A 17,593-nucleotide genomic window follows, 5' to 3' on the forward strand; every position below is an offset into this window, starting at 1 on the left:
TATCAGAATGTGAAATGGTAAATAGTTACAAACCCTCTTTCTGATATGACACCTAATTCCCGTCTAATATCTTACGAGAAGCCTATGTCAAACCTAAATAATACGAATAACAGCAGTCACGATAGTTTAAATAGCTCGAATAGTTTAAATGAAAGTCGTTCAAAACCTTTAGAGGTAGACGATGCTAACTATAATAATGTAGAGTCAGAATTCGTTAATTCAAAGGCTGAGACAAATTTAGAAGCCAATCAAGAGGTTCATATTAGCGCGCCCAATCATGACTACCCACATGATAATATTGAAAGCATAGACAGTGGCGATGTTGAAGGTGTTGAAGGTGATGCAATTAATAATAATAGCGCCACAAACGCTAATAAGTCAGTCTTTAATAATCAAGATTATATTGATGAGGAAATCATCATCGAACCTCAAAGAGACACTCAAGACAGCTTCAATCCAATTGATTATGATGATAATGATGATTTTTTAAATGATACCATTACTGCTACCCAAAGTAGTGTTAATGATATAGACAATGAATTAAACATTGAGCCGCCCTCTTTGCCTGTTGATATTACTATATTAAACGAGGACTACACTATTTATTGTCCTGAGGGCGAAGAAGAAGAGCTATATGCTGCCACGCGAGATATCAATGAATTCATAAATGATTTACGCGACGATGCACCTATGCTATCGCCCAAAAATTTATTGGTATTAGCGTGTTTAAATCTATATGAAAAAATGTCGCAAGCCAAACATTCAGCAAGCTCGGATGCGCAAACTTTGCAACAGGCCAATACATTGGTAGATCAAATGCTACAAGACTATGAGCATAAAGACTAATTATTCAGATACTATCTAACTAAACGCTCTACAATACAATAGTTTAAAGCTCACTAAATCCTAACTTCTTTCAGCATGAAATTGAGCTTGATGTTCATAATTGCAATAAAACCAAGTCGCTAATTGCTTAGCGGCTTGTTTTTGTTGAAAGAGCTGTTTTTCTTTTTCTTCTAATTCAGACTTCGCTTGACGCTTTTGTTTTAGCGATAGATATTTGTACCCCGCTGCCTGTTTGACCTTTTCTTCCTCTATAACCTTTTTAAGCTTTTCAATTTCGCTCTCAATACTATTGAGTTTGTCTTGTTGGTGCTCAGTAAGAGTATCTAGAGGTTTTCTCTCTAACACACCACGGTATTCAGCTAACGGGTGATTACAATAATCACACTCTCTGGGAGTAATTATATCCCCTAGTTTTGGCATAAAAGCTTTCGGTGGTTTTGGATACATAAATTTAAAAAATGCCCACATTAAGACCCACATTATGGTGAAAAGAAATAGAAAAGAAAAAAACGTGAGCATAGACTTATCTCTATTTGAATAGATGTGTTATAAAATAACTGTTTTAAAGCGATTTAATTGGCGCTATAAAATAGTTGGAATATATCCGATATAGTGATTAAATATTTATGTTTGTTTAAATAAAAACTATAACACTTAATTTGATTTGATAATGAGTGTATGGAATCACTTGGTTTATTAAATTATAAATTAACAATAAATTGATTTACACAGTCATGTCAAAATATTTATAAAGTAATCAATACTATATCTATACATCATTTAATTAATAGGAACAAGTCTTGGACAAGAAGTATAACTGGTTTATAAATGATTAAATTTTTGATGCTATACTAGTAATATTTATTATAAAACGTTATATATTTAATTGCTGCTATAAAAATTATTGAAAAGCTTATTATAAGCGTTGGAGAATAACTGTTCATGGGTTTACTTTACCCTTGAAGAAATTTTAATTTAAAATATTCTGTTCAAATATATATTAGTCAGCTCAGTTCTAAATGAGGTAATTTTAATAAAAGTTATAGGACTTAATAGATTTAAAAAGAACTCTTATCATCTATTTTACTTATCTTACTATTAATTTGACGGGGCTCATATCTTCTTATATGGATAATTAAATAATTATTTGATCTGATATTACCAATTTATTTTAATAACATAACATTCAATACATAACACATGCACACCCAAATTTATAGGATATTAAATGTCAAGCGATAACACTCAACAACAATTAAAAGGAAAACAGCTTAAATTTGCCCTCGCCCAGTCCCACTTCATGGTAGGTGACATTCAAGCTAACATTGATAGAATGCGTGCCTTAGCTATCGAAGCTCGTGATAATGGTGCGGATATTATTGTATTCCCTGAACTGGCTTTATTAGGGTATCCACCGGAAGATTTATTATTACGTCCTCGCCTATCCGATCGTGTTAAAGCTGCTCTAAATTCTCTAAGCGATATTAATGATATCGTGATGATTATTGGCTATCCGCATGTTGATTATCATGGTACGTTCAACTCAGCCGCTATCATACAAAATGGTCAACAAAAAGGATTCTACCATAAGCAGTATTTGCCTAACTATGGTGTATTTGATGAACGCCGCTATTTTGATAAAGGTCGCAATCAAGTCTTGTTTGATTATCAAGGGGTGACCATAGGTCTACTGATCTGCGAAGATTTATGGCAAGAAGAGCCGCTTAAAGCTTTAAAAGATCAAGGCGCTGATTTAGTTATCAGTATAAATGCGTCTCCTTTTGAATCGAACAAACAGTCTGTTCGTCAAGCCATGCTTAATGAACGTGCCTCTAAAAATAGCATTCCAATCGTATATGTGAATGCGGTAGGTGGCCAAGACGACTTAGTGTTTGATGGTGGTTCTATGGTGGTGCAGCCTAACGGCCAAGTGGCGCATGAAGCGTCAAGGTTTTTAGAGCAAACCCTATATGCAACCTATGATATTGAACAAGGTAAATTCGATACTCAAGACAAAGCACCTTTGCAGCTGAGTACTGAATCTGAAATGTATCAAGCACTTGTCGTCGGTCTACGCGACTATGTTAATCATTCTGGATTTGGTGGTGTTATTGTTGGGTTATCCGGTGGTATCGACTCGGCATTGACTTTATGTATTGCGGTTGATGCGTTAGGTGCAGATAAGGTCTATGCGGTTATGATGCCTTATGAGTACACTTCACAGATTAGTCTAGAAGACGCGCAAGCTCAGGCACGTCGTTTGAATGTGTCTTACACTGTCTGTCCCATACACGACGCTGTCGATGGTATGCGTCATACGCTCGCGCCCCTATTTAGCAAATCTAAAGCAGATACTACTGAAGAAAATATTCAAGCTCGAGCGCGAGGCATGATATTAATGGCACTTTCTAATAAGTTTGGTCATTTGGTCATTACGACAGGTAATAAGTCTGAAATGGCAGTAGGATATGCGACATTGTATGGCGATATGGCTGGTGGTTTTGATGTGCTTAAAGACGTCTACAAAACACAGGTTTATGCGCTTGCAACCTATCGTAATCGCTTAGAAGATTCCGATGTTATACCAGAGCGTGTAATAACACGCCCGCCTTCTGCTGAACTGCGTCCTGATCAAAAGGATCAAGACAGCTTACCTAATTATGATGTTTTAGATGCTATTTTAAAAGACTATATTGATAATGATTTAGGGTATGAAGATATTGTTGCTAAAGGATTTGAGCCCGCCGTGGTCAGTCGAACCATACAACTTGTAGATAATAGCGAGTTTAAACGTCGTCAGGCACCTATTGGTACTAAAATTAGTCACAAAGCTTTTGGACGTGAGCGTCGTTATCCACTCGTTAATGGATGGAAAACGGAAGAATAGTTTAGCGAATTAGCTTTTTATATGAATTTAGAATTAAAAGTTAAAAAAAGGGCCGCAATATGCGGCCCTTTTTTATAAAACAAAATTATCTGTTAGATTGATTGTATTTGATTCTATTCACGTTCACCAAAAATAGCACTGCCGACTCTTACCATAGTAGAACCCTGAGCAATAGCTTGTTGTAAGTCACTACTCATTCCCATACTTAGAGAATCCCACATTGTTAATTCAGGGTGACTTTGGCGAATGTCATCAAAAAGCGTTTTGGTACGCTCAAAAGCGCCCGTATCTTCCGTAGATGGTATAATCATCAATCCGCGTAAATTTAATCGATCATATGTTTTAACCGTTTTGACAAGCTCGTTCAGCGCTTCTGGCATACATCCTGATTTGCTCTCCTCTTTATCTATATTAACTTGGATTAATACATTCAAATTGTCCTTATCATCAGGACGCTGATTATTTAATCGTTTGGCAATGATGTCTCTTTCAATGGTATGTACCCAATCAAAAGCACTGGCAATATCGTGGGTTTTATTACGCTGTATATGCCCGATATAGTGCCATACGAGCCGTTTAGAGGCAGCTTGATCAGAGTCACCAGCCAACAGGTGATAGACCTCATTAATTTTATCTTGCGCCTCTTGTAAGTAGTTTTCTCCAAAATGAACTTGACCCGCCTTTGCTAATTCTGCCACCATTTGAGCAGGTTTGGTTTTGGAGACTGCCAAAAGAGTCACTTCATTTTTTTTATTAATATTTTCTATTGAATCACTTTGAGATATTGAGTCTTCTACTTCACAAATTTGGTCACGTACGTTTTGCCAATTCTTTATAAGGTTTGTTGCTGTCATTTCATATTCTCGATTAATCTATTTAAATATAATCCTAACACTAGCGCCAGTGTTTCTCTAATACACTCGTCAGTAAATTTGCAACACCAGGTAAAGTGGCTTATATTTTAATATATACTTCGTCAAAATTTAATAGAAGTTTAAATTAAAAGTAAATGAAATAATATCTGACAATTATTTTTAGCCTTGATATGATAGTGGCACTTAAGAATTATACAACTTTGAGCTTAATCAAAAAATGAGTCATCTATCTAATCAAAACCGACATAGATTTAAAAAGGAACCATACGGTGTCAGAAAAAGGAATTGTTAGCATCGAAAGCCTGTTAAGGTTTGCGCATAAACACAATGCCTCAGATTTACATTTATCAGCAGGCATGCCAGCCATCATTAGAGTGGATGGCGATATGGTTAAGGTCAATATGCCCGCTATGGACCACAAAATGGTTCAAGGCTTAATATATGATGTCATGACTGATCAGCAGCGTGCTGACTATGAAGAACATTTGGAAACAGACTTCTCATTTGAAATATCTGGTTTATCTCGCTATAGGGTAAATGCATTTAATCAAAGCCGTGGAGCTAGCGCTGTACTGCGTACGATACCTGAGTCAGTTTTAACATTAGAAAACTTAGGGCTAGGTGAGGTATTTAGAAAGATATCGAGTCATAAGCGTGGTATTGTCTTAGTAACTGGTCCAACAGGGTCAGGTAAGTCCACAACGCTTGCATCCATGCTAGATTACATCAATGAGACTCGTAAAGAGCATATATTGACTATCGAAGACCCTATCGAATTTGTACATCACTCTAAGCAAAGCTTAATCAATCAGCGTGAAGTTCATCGTCATACGCATAGTTTTGATGCTGCATTACGCTCAGCCTTGCGCGAAGATCCAGATGTGATATTGGTTGGTGAATTACGCGATTTAGAGACCATACGTTTGGCATTAACCGCGGCTGAAACAGGACATTTAGTATTTGCCACCTTACATACGAGCTCAGCAGCTAAAACGATTGATCGTATTGTGGATGTTTTTCCGGCCGCAGAAAAAGAAATGATTCGCTCCATGCTATCTGAATCTCTACAAGCAGTAGTGTCTCAAGTATTACTCAAAAGAAAAACAGGCGGACGTGTAGCAGCACATGAGATTATGATTGGAACCACTGCGGTACGTAACCTGATAAGAGAAAACAAATTGGCGCAAATTTACTCCTCTATCCAAACGGGATCAAGTGAAGGTATGATCACCTTAGACAAGTCTTTAAAAAACCTTGTGGACAATAATACGATTGATTTAGCAACTGCTAAGCCTTATGCCAAACAACCAGACTCATTTATGTAATCACTACATAATGATATTAATGACTCTTATCTCGAGCTAAACTGCCATGAATTTTAACGACTTGCTTCAAACCTTTATTACTAAAAATGGTTCTGATTTATTTATAACCGCAGGTGCCCCGCCATCACTCAAAATCAATGGGACAATCAGAGCTGTCGGTAATACACCGCTTACTAGTGAACAGTGTATGAAGCTGGTACTAAACTGTATGACAGAGCAGCAGCGTCAAGAGTTTAATCGGCATCAAGAGCTGCAATTTTCTATCTATGATAAGTCGCAAACCACGCGGTTTAGAGTAAGTGCGTTTATACAACGGGGCAGCGCAGGTATGGTGCTGCGTAAGATTGAATCTAAAATCCCTACCCTTCAACAATTAAACTTTCCCCCTGTTATTAAAGACCTAGCCTTAGCAAAACGCGGAATAGTTTTAATCGTTGGTGGCACGGGTACGGGTAAATCAACCACGCTTGCTGCGATGTTAGGTCTGCGTAATCGTGAGACCAATGATCATATTATCACTCTTGAAGATCCTATTGAGTTTGAACACCACCATGAGGGCTGTATTGTTACTCAGCGTGAAGTGGGGGTGGACACAGAGTCTTTTGAAGTGGCACTTGAAAATACGCTACGTCAAGCACCTGATGTAATCTCCATTGGTGAAATTAGAAACCGTGAAGTCATGAGCTACGCCTTACAATATGCTGAGACTGGCCATCTAGTACTGGCAACCTTACACGCTAACAATGCCAGTCAAACATTAGATCGCATTGTTAGTTTTTTTGAATATACTCGTCATGATCAATTGTTTATGGATTTGTCTTTAAATCTTAATGCTATTATAGCGCAGCAGCTTATACCCGCAGCACACGAAGATGGTAGATATGCGGCACTAGAGATCTTATTAAACTCTACCTTAGTCAGTGACTATATACGTAAAAAGCAAATTAATGAGATAAAAGAGCTCATGGCACGGTCTAATGAAGTGGGCATGCAAACCTTCGATCAAGCATTATATAACTTGCACGAACAACAAAAAATTACCTATAAAGACGCCATTCGCAATGCAGATTCACCTAATGATTTACGCTTGAGAATTAAGCTTGAAAGTAAATTAGATAATAATAGGTCTGAAGATTTAATGGCACTATCAATCGATCATTGATCCTAATCTGTATGCTTAAGCTTAAGTTTTAATGTAAAAAAAGGAGCGAACCAGCAGGTTTGCTCCTTTGATTTATATAAAAATATTATTTAGAGGCAATATTTTGGCATTCTACATTATTACAAATACCATATAATACCAATGAGTGACCTGATAACCTAAAGCCATGTTCCTGAGCAACTTTTAGCTGCTCATTTTCAATAATTTCGTTATGGAACTCAATAATTTTACCGCATATATCGCAAACCAGATGATCGTGATGCTCATCTGTCATTATTTCAAACACAGATAAGTTATTTTCAAAATTGTGACGCTCTACGATACCTGCCTGTTCAAACTGAGTTAAAACGCGATATACTGTTGCCAGACCCACATCTTCACCTTGTTCTATGAGAGCTTTATAAACTTCCTCTGCACTCATATGGTGGTGTTCAGCGCTTTCAAGAAGTTCTAGTATCTTGACACGAGGTAAAGTAATCTTTAACCCTGCTTTACGTAAATCCTGATTTGTAAATTTCATAGCATTCCTTATATATTTATAGTTGTGAATGTTTATTAGGCTTTAGTTAGCATAAGCGCTTATTAGCAAATTATATTCAAAGTATGTATTAAAACAAAATTAGTTAAATAGTCTCTTAAGTGGTAGGCATTTGCAAGTAATTAACGTATCATTTGTCTAAATAATATAAATTACGAGTCAATTAATCGTTTACCATCAATGTTAATTGACACATGCCAAGTAAACAATGAGTAACTATTAAAACGTGATATTATGAATAAATTAAAATTTTTACTTTTTCCTATCGCTTTATCAAGCTTCTTAACTCTTGCAAGCTGCTCTGTATTTAGTGTTTATAAAATTGATTTGCCTCAAGGTACGCCTATTACGCAAGCGCAAGCGCAGCAAATTCAGCCTGGTATGCATAAGAATCAGGTCTCTTATCTGATTGGCAGTCCTGCCATACGTGATTCATTAGCCCCTAATCGTTGGGATTATATTTACGACTATACGCCGGGTACATATGGGGTTCGTGAAGGCAAACAAATTATCCGTGATGCCAAGCAGCATTTAATTATCTATTTTGATGACTCCAATGTGGTGACTCGCATTGAAGGTGTGGACACTTTACCAAAAGTGAACCAATAGCAGCGTTGGTGGCGTTGGTATTAAGAACCACTTCATTCACTGTGCTTTGATCACAGTTTTTAAATAATTGTTTTTTAATCAATGTTTTTTTAATAATTATGCTTAAAGCGGATTTGTATACATCCCTTAAATTCATGCATGACTTAAACTTCAGCTATGCTAAAAGTAAGTAGTCGTTTATACTTATTTATGTCATGTTAAGTTATGCATGAAGGTATATTTCGGTATAAATGCATGTAGATTAAATGCATATATATTAAATGCATATAAGACTAAATGCATAAATCTACAGCTTATAAAATTGCTCTATTTTTGCGTTTGCGCATAGGATCAATGGTCAGCGGTCGGTACACCTCAATCCTATCATGTGCTTGTAAAACATAACTAAGCGGTTTTTTTTGTGAAAAAATACCCACTCGCCATGATTTGTTGTCAACTTTATTCTTATCTTTATTAGCCTCGCACCACTGTCTTAAATCAGGAAAAGTATCGAGCAAGCCTAATTGTCTCAGTGCTTCCAAAATAGTGGTGTTTTTTCCAAATTTCATATCGATATAAAGATGATCATTGGCCGACTTTGCATAAGCTAAGCTCACTGGCAATGTCGCATCTATGTTTGTGTTTGTGTCTGTGTCTGTGTCTGTGTCTGTATTTTTATCAGTATCTTTACTTGAATAAGTATTAATTATCACATCGTTTTTCATGCGATTAACCAACTGACAATAGCACTAATGACTAATATTGGCACAATGATACGAATGGCTACTCGCCATAGGTTATAAAACCCTTCAGAACTAAAGTTCAATGATTTGCGCATATGGCTAATTTTCATTAGCCATCCTGAGAATATGGCTAATATCAAGGCACTCACAATACTTAAAACAACCAATGCCACGCTTAGAATCTGAGGTGTGGCTATAGAGACGATCACCAGAGTTAAAATAATGCTAATTACTGTCGCAATCCATATTCCAAACCGATTAAATCGAGTGGCAATTTGAGTACTGGCATAATGGATAAAATAAGCTGCTGCAGCTAACACACCTAACGCATAGATCAGCGTTAGTCCTGGCGACAAGACCGCAGTATTGAAAATCAGCGCTATACTACCTATAACCAATTGAACGATCCAAATGGGAAATACCGTTTTGGTCGCTACTTTTTTTGGGTTACGGTCATAGGATTTATTTAGATCCTCATGGCTATCGACAAGAGGGCTTGTGAACCAATACAGTCCCGAACCTACGCCTACGGTCACAAGAGCAAGCGTTACCGCCCTTGCCCATTCTCCTAAAGTTGCTTCTGTCATGACCATGCTGATAGAAGATAGGTTGCTAATAGCGCCTAATAAAAAGGATGCGACAATAAGCGCAATAGCCGCTAATAATGTGACGCCCCCTAGCAAGCTCAATAACCCAGCAATAACCACCATCACACCAGCAATAGCTATGCTCGGAACATTTAGTTGCATACCGAGTTGTTGCGTGGCATTTAATAGATTTGCACTCACCGCATCAATACTTAAGCTTGCGATCAACAGTGACAAGATAACCGTAATCCAAACAAAGCTTCGCCATAAAGTTGAGGTGTCAGCTTGACGTGTTAATTCCTGAATGCCTATAGCCGGCGTCTTTAAGCTACGATGCGCAAGACCAATTTCTGCATATAATAACGGTAAGCCAACGGCAAACATTGCTACCAGCCACATTAACCAAAAGTCTAATTGGCCTGCTGGTGCTGGTACAAACCACCTAAAAAGTAACAAAGGCAATAACGCAGCAATGAACAATGAAGAAAAACGGTTTAACATGGTAATTCCCACGGCTATGAATAGTATTTATATTATATGTCGCTTTATGTGTGTCATTACATGGCCGCAACCCCTAATTAGACATCAAATCGACCAATAATCTATAAACCATAATCAGCGAACTCATACCAAATCTTAAAATTTACATATCGAGGAAAACGAGTGCTAACACTACCAGTCGTAGGTTTGGCGAGTTCGACAAAGATAGGTTGATTTAAGAAAAGGTATCAAATGTAGTAGCACAAATAATGCCATTATATAATAACAAAAACCCCGAAAACGGGGTTTATGGCTGTATAACTTAAAATATTGGGTTAAATGACGTATTTAAAACGATTTTTAATTTATTTAAATATTTAACCTAATTTATTTAGCTTATTTTTTATAGCTTAGCTTATATAGCTATAAATATAAGTAAGGCTTAGTGTACGGCACTAATATATTTTGACAATATCTTAATATCATTGTCAGATAATTTTGATGCGACCACTTGCATCATGCCCTTATCCCCTTCTTTAGCCGCATCATTGATACGCATCTGATCTTTAGACACATCATCTTCACGACCTGCTGCACGGAACATTTTAAGCTGTAACCCTAAATATTCTTCATGTTGACCACCAATACGAGGGAAAGCAGCATATGCATTACCTGCGCCTTTAGGATCATGACAGCCTGCACAGCCGATAATACCACGAGACTTATCACCGCCTAAGAACAAGTGATTGGCTTCTTCACTCGTAGCAGGATCACCAGCGAAAGCAGTCCAAGGTTTCTGACTGGCATAATAGCCTGCAAGATTCGCAAGGTCTTGTTGTGATAAACCAGCAATTTGCGCTTGCATAATACCGTTTACGCGATAGCCGGTTTTAAAATCCATAAGCTGTTTGTATAAATAGCGAACATTTTGTCCGGCTAGATTTGGCTGAGTTGGTATGACACTAATTCCAGTCTCGCCATGACAAGCACTACAGTTGTTAGCAACAATATCTTTAGCTGCCTCAACATCATATTTAGGAACAGTAATAACTGCATGGGCGCTGATACTGGCAAATAATACGCTGGTGACAACGAGCAATTTTTTCATTATAGTCTAATCCTACTAAGTCTTTCAGGCGGTAGCTAAGTAACTATATTTAAAACTATCAACTCAAAGCTTCAAAACCTTAAGAAACTCCCCTCTTAAGCTTTGCTTCTTAGTTATCTAAAATAATGATAAACCTATCTTAGATAAAAACCTGCACTCCAACCAATAAAGTTTTGAAAACTACGCTGAACTTTATAACAACGTTGATTTTAATGACGACGTTGATTTTGATAACAACATTGTTTTTAATAACTAGGTTGTTTTCAATGGCCATGTGGTTATAGACGCTTGGTTATGAGCTATAGTTTCGTTATAACTACTCACAGAGAATATTTAATAGGATTATTATATCAATAGTTTTGTAATAATAGCTACTTATCCGTGACATATTAGTCAATCTGAGTACAAATAATACCCTCAATAAGTTTTAGGGTCTGTTGAACATTCAAATACTAGGACTGCTGATAGCTAAAATTGTTCCAAACTAGGCATAAACCGATGATAATGCCCGAAGCGTATTGGACCTTAGCTAGGTTTATAACAACGTTTGGGGTAATTTTAGCATCAGCCCTACGGGGCGGGTCTATTTTTTGTCAATATATTGTGACTTTAAATAATTAGGGGTTCTAACTTAGAATAACTAAGTGACTAAAATTTCCTTACATATTGCCTAAAAAATAACCGCCGCCAGTTCCATATTTGAATGTTCAACAGACCCTATCCATCAAAAAACCTTAATTTAAACAGGGTTTAGATACCTATTATTTAGACATATATTCGATAAGTGCTTCGTAGTCTTCATCGGTACAGTCAGGGCACAGCCCGCCAGCGGGCATCTGTCTGCCCCCATTTTTTACCGTATTAAGCAAATTAGGTATGCCTTTTTCCGACTTCAACTTCGCCCATGCAGCAGTATCTCCAGTTCTAGGTGCTTTGAAAGCGCCTGAGTCATGGCAAGTGGCACAGCTGTCTTGATATGTGGTATCGATATTGGCATTTACTAGCGTAGGCGCCGCCCAAAACATTACTCCTACCACAGATAAAACCATTAACCTTAAATTTTTTATCATTTTAGCAGTTGATACTTTATGTATAGGGACGAGTTCATACCCTGCTACATCATGATTTGATGCATTATTAATAGATACTTCATTTAGTACATTAATGGAAGGTCGCATAGACAGTCTCATAAGTAGTCTCCTTGATATCTGATGTCGCAAGTTTAAACTAAGGTTTACTAACCTAATTGTTTGTACTCAATTACTTTTAAACAATTACTTTTAAACAATCACTTGTAAACAATTACTCGCAAACATCCTTTACCCCACTCTCAACTTATTACAATCAAATGTAGGCTGGTGCATTTAGCACATCAAAACGTATCTTTTAACTAAATATGCTGGGTTAAAGCCACAGCCTACGCAAAGAGTTGAGAGTGAGGTATCCTTTAAGACTCTTAAAACATAATTTGATAGAAAGAACCTTAAGTATTTTTCAGTAAACACATATTCACTGAATATACTTTTATTATGGTGATTTATTCTAGAATATCAATCATTAAAGTTATCTATTGGGTTTTTATAAGCTTATTTGGCTCATAAAACTTTTTTGTTGTTCAATATCTTTACAACTAATTAGGATTAACGCATAAGAATCGCTATAATAATAGTTTTTAATAGCCCGATCTGAGAAAGACTATGAGTAAAAAATCATTAAAGGTCGAACCTCAACCTACTGAGCCGCAGGATTTATCGCACTTATCGGCGCGTAAACGGTTAGAGCAAACTGAATTTTTGATGTCTGCGCCGACCTTTAAATTGTGCCCACCAGATGTGGGTTATGAGGTTGCTTTCGCGGGGCGCTCTAACGCAGGCAAATCATCCGCTATTAATGTATTGACCAATCAGCGTCAATTAGCACGTTCCTCAAAGACGCCTGGGCGTACTCAAATGATTAACTTCTTTACGATTGGTAATAAAGAAGCGCGTTTGGTTGATTTACCCGGTTATGGTTACGCCGCTGTACCTGAAAAGATGAAGGTGGTATGGCAAACTGAACTTGAAGAGTATTTGGTTTCTCGTGAAAGTTTGTCTGGTTTAGTGCTTTTGATGGATATCCGACATCCCTTAAAGTTTTTTGACGAGCAAATGCTACATTGGGCCAAAGATGGTGAACTGCCTGTGCACGTACTGCTAACCAAAGCCGATAAGTTTAAATATGGTCCTGCAAAAAACATTTTGCTAAATACCAAACGTGACATGGAGAAGTTAGACCTTCCCTTCTCTATTCAGTTATTTTCATCTCTGAAAAAAGAGGGCGTGGATGAGCTTGTAGAGGTCATGGGTAACTGGTTGCATATAGACAATAATGCAAAGCCCTTACAACCGTCTGATTAACTCTCGATATTTGAATAATGGTTTTAGTCCTATGGTTTAACCTTATATTGTTTTAATCCATAAACTTAACCCATGCTGATAGCGACTTGATTCACTATGATGTGGTTTTAACTTATAATGTTTCTACATTTATATATCAAACCTATATTAATATAAGGGTATATCTGGGCCGTATCCCTAACTTCCCTAATACTCCTAACTACCCAGTTATAAACTCAGCTTTTACTTTATTAAATAAGACGACTTCTATGACAGAAAAAAACTCAACTCCTGATTATAAAGACACGCTCAATCTAGTCGATACGGCTTTTCCAATGCGTGGTAACCTTGCAAAACGCGAGCCTGAATGGCTAAAAGCGTGGGAAGAAGATGATGTATATGGCAAGATTCGTGCCGCTAAAGCAGGAAGAGAAAAGTATATTTTGCATGATGGTCCTCCGTATGCAAATGGTCAGATTCATCTGGGCCATGCGGTTAACAAGGTACTGAAAGACATCATTACCAAATCAAAAACGCTATCAGGGTATGATGCTCCTTATGTGCCCGGTTGGGATTGTCATGGACTACCGATTGAACAAAAAGTAGAAGCCAAAGTAGGTAAAGTTGGAAAAAAGGTTTCTGCTACTGAATTTCGTGGACTGTGCCGCGAATATGCTCGCAGTCAAGTCAACTTACAAATGGCTGACTTCAAACGCTTAGGGGTGTTCGGGGACTGGGAAAACCCGTACCTTACCATGAACTTCCAGCAAGAAGCCAATATCGTACGTGCGCTGGGTAAAATTTATGCCAATGGCTATGTGACGCGTGGCATGAAGCCAGTGAACTGGTGCTTGGACTGTTCATCTTCACTTGCTGAAGCAGAAGTTGAGTACGAAGACAAAACCTCTGACGCTATCTATGTGTCATTTGAAATCGTTGATCCGTCTCAAATTCTACCTGAGAGCAACTCTGATAAAACCTTAGCGGTCATCTGGACCACGACACCGTGGACGCTACCAGCCAACCAAGCGATTACGGTAAGTGCGGACTTTGAATACAGCGTGGTTAAAACCACTAAAGGCAATCTCATCTTAGCAACTGATTTGGTTGATGACGCTCTTAACGCATTGGGGTTTGAAAATGAAGGCGTGGTGAGCTCCCTAACCGGTGACAAGCTTGAGTTAATTAAGGCTCAACATCCGCTCATTGAGTCGCGACAAGTGCCTATTATTTTGGGCGATCATGTTACGACCGAAAGCGGTACAGGCTTAGTGCACACCGCGCCTGCACACGGTGCGGATGACTACGTGGTTGGATTACGCTACGATTTACCAGTGACCAATCCCGTTGCTGGTAATGGTGTTTATCTTGATACAGCAGAAGTGTTTGTTGGTGAGCATATCTATAAAGCGCAACCAAAAATCATCGATACATTAAGTGAGAGCGGTCATCTATTAAAGCACTATAAAATGGAGCACAGCTACCCGCATTGTTGGCGCCACAAAACCCCTATTATCTTCCGTGCTACCCCGCAGTGGTTTATTCGTATGGACCATCAAGTAGACGGTCGTAGCAATACTTTGCGTGAGCAAACACTAACCGATATTCCAAATGTGACTTGGACACCAGCTTGGGGTCAAAACCGTATTGAAGCCATGGTTGATGGTCGTCCAGACTGGTGTATCTCTCGCCAGCGTACTTGGGGCGTACCTATCCCGTTCTTTACGCATAAGGACACCGATGAGCTACATCCTCGCACGCTTGACATCATGGAAGACATTGCACAAGTGATTGAAAATGGCGGTGTTGAGTCGTGGTTTGATGCAGATGCCGAGCAGTTTATTGGTGACGATGCCAAAGACTATGTCAAATCATCTGACACCTTAGACGTTTGGTTTGACTCTGGCACCACGCACTTTGCTGTACTAGAGCAAGATGATGCGTTAAGAAATCCGGCGGATATGTACCTAGAAGGTTCAGATCAGCACCGTGGTTGGTTCCAAACTTCACTACTTACCTCTGAGGCAATGTACGGCCGCGCACCTTATAAGCAAGTACTGACGCATGGTTTTGTGGTCGATGAAAATGGCCGTAAGATGAGTAAGTCATTAGGTAATATTATTAATCCGCAAGATGAAATCAACAAAACTGGTGCTGATATGCTGCGCATGTGGATTGCATCAAGTGATTACCGTTATGAGATGAATGCGGGTAAACAAGCGTTTAAGGGTGCAACCGATATGTATCGCCGTATCCGCAATACGCTACGCTTTTTATTAGCCAACACTGATGACTTCAATTCAGAGACCAATAGCTTACCGATGGATGAGCTGGTAAGTATGGATAAATACATTATGCATCGTGCGCAAAAAGCTCAAAAAGTTATTATTGACGCTTATGATGCGATGGATTTCCACCAAGTGACACAACAAGTGACTGCGTTTTGCTCACAAGACTTAGGCGGCTTCTACTTAGATATTATTAAAGACCGTCAATATACTACGATGACTGATGGCAAACCGCGCCGCTCAGCGCAAACGGCAATGTACCATGTTGCGCATGCCTTGTTACGCTGGATTGCGCCTATATTAAGCTTTACTGCTCAAGAAGCTTGGGAAGTATTGTTAAAAGATAACGCAACGGGCGTGAATGCTTATGTGTTCACCCAAGACTGGTATAAGTTGCCTGATTTTGTTATGGATAAGATTAGCGAGGACGATTGGGCGGTCATCTTAGAAGCCAAAGATGCCATCAATAAAGTCATCGAAAGCGCTCGTGAAGCGAAGTTAATCAATGCCAACTTATCCGCTGGTGTCACTATTTATGCTGCAGGCGAGGTCTATGATAGCTTGGCGAAACTTCAAGATGAGCTGCGATTTGTCCTTATCACCAGCTCAGCCAAATTATTGCCTTTAAATTCTAACGCGTCGGCTAACGAAACTGGCGGACAAGGTGGGGATGTATATGGTGAAAATACAGATATGGAAAACCTGCGCGTAACAGTTGCTGCAGCAGAAGGTACAAAATGTGTTCGCTGTTGGCACGTACGTACTGATGTCGGCTCAGATCCAAAACATGATCAAATTTGTACGCGCTGTGTCTCCAATATTGAAGGCCCAGGAGAGGTACGTTACTATGCCTAATCATATTGAAGAGAGGCAAATTGTCATGCAAGAGACCGAATCAGACCAGCCTAACCCTGCTTATGCTAGCATTGAGCCTAGTGCTCTTAAGCGACCAAAATTAATACCTAATGGCAGTAAAGCATGGACCTGGTATTCATTGGCCCTTGTAGTGATAGGATTGGATCAATGGACCAAATGGCTAGCGAATACCAAACTTAATTTTCATGAACCTATACCAGTTATAGAACCCATTTTAAACTGGACCTTGGCTTATAACTATGGCGCTGCTTTTAGTCTTTTAGCGGATCAAGGGGGATGGCAAAAATGGTTTTTTTCGGGAATATCTGTCGTGATATCTATCCTATTAATCAGCTATATATTAAAGGCACCAAGACAAGCCAAACTTTTGAATATGGGTTTGGCGTTGATATTAGGCGGTGCTATTGGTAATTTAATAGATCGACTACGTATTGGTAAAGTCATCGATTTTATCCATGTGCATTACGCAGATGTATGGCACTACCCTATCTTCAATATTGCGGATATTGCCATTTGTATTGGTGTTGCCATGGCCGTGATTGATATGCTATTTTTAGAAAGTAAAAGAAATGCTAAATATCGCCTTGATTAAATCAGCTGTTTTTATTTTTAGTTTGGATACCTAGTCTAAAAGTTTAGTTTAGATGTTTAGTTTAAATCAGAGTATAAATAGACTCGGAATGTATTCATAATTCATATTTGCATATTCCTCCCTGTATATAGACTTTAAAGAGATCATAATTGATCTCTTTTATTTAAACCTCAAAAAAGTTTATCCCACTTGACATGTAAATTACTCGTGAAATGTAAAAAACTGAGCATGGTGAAAAAGCTTTGTTTTATACTAATAATCAAAAAAACCTTTATCTACTACTCTTAAAAGTTTAATGGATTAAAAACAATAAGTGAAACGTT

General features: G+C 38.2%; 15 protein-coding genes. 8 read left to right on the top strand and 7 right to left on the bottom strand.

Features of this window, described 5'->3' with window-relative positions:
- The first annotated feature begins 84 nt into the window (after positions 1–84).
- Entirely contained in the window at positions 85–846 is a 762-nt protein-coding gene (locus AC21OH_RS07880; RefSeq protein ID WP_487371457.1) for a cell division protein ZapA, read from the top strand.
- A gap of 60 nt (positions 847–906) precedes the next feature.
- Here the strand turns inward: AC21OH_RS07880 and AC21OH_RS07885 are convergent, their stop codons facing one another.
- Complete coding sequence (locus AC21OH_RS07885) at positions 907–1,293, bottom strand: hypothetical protein (protein WP_487371458.1); 387 nt, start codon at positions 1,291–1,293, stop codon at positions 907–909.
- Between the two features lie 781 nt (positions 1,294–2,074).
- Between AC21OH_RS07885 and AC21OH_RS07890 the strand changes: the two genes are divergently transcribed.
- Entirely contained in the window at positions 2,075–3,733 is a 1,659-nt protein-coding gene (locus tag AC21OH_RS07890; protein WP_487370814.1) for an NAD+ synthase, read from the top strand.
- Positions 3,734–3,846: 113 nt separating this feature from the next.
- Here the strand turns inward: AC21OH_RS07890 and AC21OH_RS07895 are convergent, their stop codons facing one another.
- The gene (locus AC21OH_RS07895; RefSeq protein ID WP_487370813.1) at positions 3,847–4,587 is read right to left on the bottom strand and encodes a YggS family pyridoxal phosphate-dependent enzyme; all 741 of its coding nucleotides are present in this window, start codon (positions 4,585–4,587) and stop codon (positions 3,847–3,849) included.
- A gap of 305 nt (positions 4,588–4,892) precedes the next feature.
- Between AC21OH_RS07895 and AC21OH_RS07900 the strand changes: the two genes are divergently transcribed.
- Together AC21OH_RS07900 and AC21OH_RS07905 are read left to right on the top strand one after the other, a co-directional pair.
- The gene (locus tag AC21OH_RS07900; protein ID WP_487370815.1) at positions 4,893–5,933 is read left to right on the top strand and encodes a type IV pilus twitching motility protein PilT; all 1,041 of its coding nucleotides are present in this window, start codon (positions 4,893–4,895) and stop codon (positions 5,931–5,933) included.
- 46 nt (positions 5,934–5,979) lie between these two features.
- Complete coding sequence (locus tag AC21OH_RS07905) at positions 5,980–7,095, top strand: PilT/PilU family type 4a pilus ATPase (protein WP_486536123.1); 1,116 nt, start codon at positions 5,980–5,982, stop codon at positions 7,093–7,095.
- 85 nt (positions 7,096–7,180) lie between these two features.
- Here AC21OH_RS07905 and fur read toward each other — a convergent pair whose 3' ends face one another.
- Positions 7,181–7,615: a ferric iron uptake transcriptional regulator gene (fur, locus tag AC21OH_RS07910; protein WP_486536122.1), complete on the bottom strand. Its 435-nt coding sequence runs from the start codon at positions 7,613–7,615 to the stop codon at positions 7,181–7,183.
- Positions 7,616–7,867: 252 nt separating this feature from the next.
- Here fur and AC21OH_RS07915 point away from each other — a divergent pair, with 252 nt between their 5' ends.
- A complete protein-coding gene (locus tag AC21OH_RS07915; protein ID WP_486536121.1) occupies positions 7,868–8,242 on the top strand; it encodes an outer membrane protein assembly factor BamE in 375 nt (124 codons plus the stop codon).
- A 293-nt stretch (positions 8,243–8,535) separates the two neighbouring features.
- Here AC21OH_RS07915 and AC21OH_RS07920 read toward each other — a convergent pair whose 3' ends face one another.
- The 4 genes from AC21OH_RS07920 to AC21OH_RS07935 all read right to left on the bottom strand — a co-directional run bounded on the left by AC21OH_RS07920 (position 8,536) and on the right by AC21OH_RS07935 (position 12,329).
- Positions 8,536–8,946: an RnfH family protein gene (locus AC21OH_RS07920; RefSeq protein ID WP_487370812.1), complete on the bottom strand. Its 411-nt coding sequence runs from the start codon at positions 8,944–8,946 to the stop codon at positions 8,536–8,538.
- Positions 8,943–10,052, bottom strand: a complete 1,110-nt coding sequence (locus AC21OH_RS07925) for a hypothetical protein (protein WP_486536119.1) — start codon at positions 10,050–10,052, stop codon at positions 8,943–8,945. Before AC21OH_RS07925 ends, AC21OH_RS07920 begins: the two co-directional genes overlap by 4 nt.
- Positions 10,053–10,473: 421 nt before the next feature.
- Positions 10,474–11,139, bottom strand: coding sequence for a c-type cytochrome (locus AC21OH_RS07930; protein ID WP_486536118.1), 666 nt, complete (start codon positions 11,137–11,139; stop codon positions 10,474–10,476).
- Positions 11,140–11,900: 761 nt separating this feature from the next.
- On the bottom strand, positions 11,901–12,329 hold the full coding sequence (locus AC21OH_RS07935) for a c-type cytochrome (RefSeq protein WP_487370811.1): 429 nt from the start codon (positions 12,327–12,329) through the stop codon (positions 11,901–11,903).
- Between the two features lie 507 nt (positions 12,330–12,836).
- On the opposite strand from AC21OH_RS07935, the gene yihA reads away from it, so the two are divergent.
- From yihA to lspA, 3 genes are all read left to right on the top strand, one after another.
- On the top strand, positions 12,837–13,535 hold the full coding sequence (yihA, locus tag AC21OH_RS07940; RefSeq protein WP_487370810.1) for a ribosome biogenesis GTP-binding protein YihA/YsxC: 699 nt from the start codon (positions 12,837–12,839) through the stop codon (positions 13,533–13,535).
- 248 nt (positions 13,536–13,783) lie between these two features.
- Complete coding sequence (ileS, locus tag AC21OH_RS07945; RefSeq protein WP_487370809.1) at positions 13,784–16,657, top strand: isoleucine--tRNA ligase; 2,874 nt, start codon at positions 13,784–13,786, stop codon at positions 16,655–16,657.
- Positions 16,650–17,270, top strand: coding sequence for a signal peptidase II (gene lspA, locus AC21OH_RS07950; RefSeq protein ID WP_487370808.1), 621 nt, complete (start codon positions 16,650–16,652; stop codon positions 17,268–17,270). Before ileS ends, lspA begins: the two co-directional genes overlap by 8 nt.
- The last annotated feature ends 323 nt before the right edge of the window (positions 17,271–17,593 follow it).

It is taken from the genome of Psychrobacter sp. CX10 (assembly GCF_057621575.2).

Excerpts from the sequence above, each read along its gene's own strand:
- AC21OH_RS07885 (WP_487371458.1), bottom strand. The coding sequence starts at position 1,293 with ATGTATCCAAAACCACCGAAAGCTTTTATGCCAAAACTAGGGGATATA.
- yihA (WP_487370810.1), top strand. The coding sequence starts at position 12,837 with ATGAGTAAAAAATCATTAAAGGTCGAACCTCAACCTACTGAGCCGCAG.
- ileS (WP_487370809.1), top strand. The coding sequence starts at position 13,784 with ATGACAGAAAAAAACTCAACTCCTGATTATAAAGACACGCTCAATCTA.
- AC21OH_RS07915 (WP_486536121.1), top strand. The coding sequence starts at position 7,868 with ATGAATAAATTAAAATTTTTACTTTTTCCTATCGCTTTATCAAGCTTC.
- AC21OH_RS07880 (WP_487371457.1), top strand. The coding sequence starts at position 85 with ATGTCAAACCTAAATAATACGAATAACAGCAGTCACGATAGTTTAAAT.
- AC21OH_RS07930 (WP_486536118.1), bottom strand. The coding sequence starts at position 11,139 with ATGAAAAAATTGCTCGTTGTCACCAGCGTATTATTTGCCAGTATCAGC.
- AC21OH_RS07920 (WP_487370812.1), bottom strand. The coding sequence starts at position 8,946 with ATGAAAAACGATGTGATAATTAATACTTATTCAAGTAAAGATACTGAT.
- lspA (WP_487370808.1), top strand. The coding sequence starts at position 16,650 with ATGCCTAATCATATTGAAGAGAGGCAAATTGTCATGCAAGAGACCGAA.
- AC21OH_RS07890 (WP_487370814.1), top strand. The coding sequence starts at position 2,075 with ATGTCAAGCGATAACACTCAACAACAATTAAAAGGAAAACAGCTTAAA.
- AC21OH_RS07895 (WP_487370813.1), bottom strand. The coding sequence starts at position 4,587 with ATGACAGCAACAAACCTTATAAAGAATTGGCAAAACGTACGTGACCAA.
- AC21OH_RS07935 (WP_487370811.1), bottom strand. The coding sequence starts at position 12,329 with ATGAGACTGTCTATGCGACCTTCCATTAATGTACTAAATGAAGTATCT.
- AC21OH_RS07905 (WP_486536123.1), top strand. The coding sequence starts at position 5,980 with ATGAATTTTAACGACTTGCTTCAAACCTTTATTACTAAAAATGGTTCT.
- AC21OH_RS07925 (WP_486536119.1), bottom strand. The coding sequence starts at position 10,052 with ATGTTAAACCGTTTTTCTTCATTGTTCATTGCTGCGTTATTGCCTTTG.
- fur (WP_486536122.1), bottom strand. The coding sequence starts at position 7,615 with ATGAAATTTACAAATCAGGATTTACGTAAAGCAGGGTTAAAGATTACT.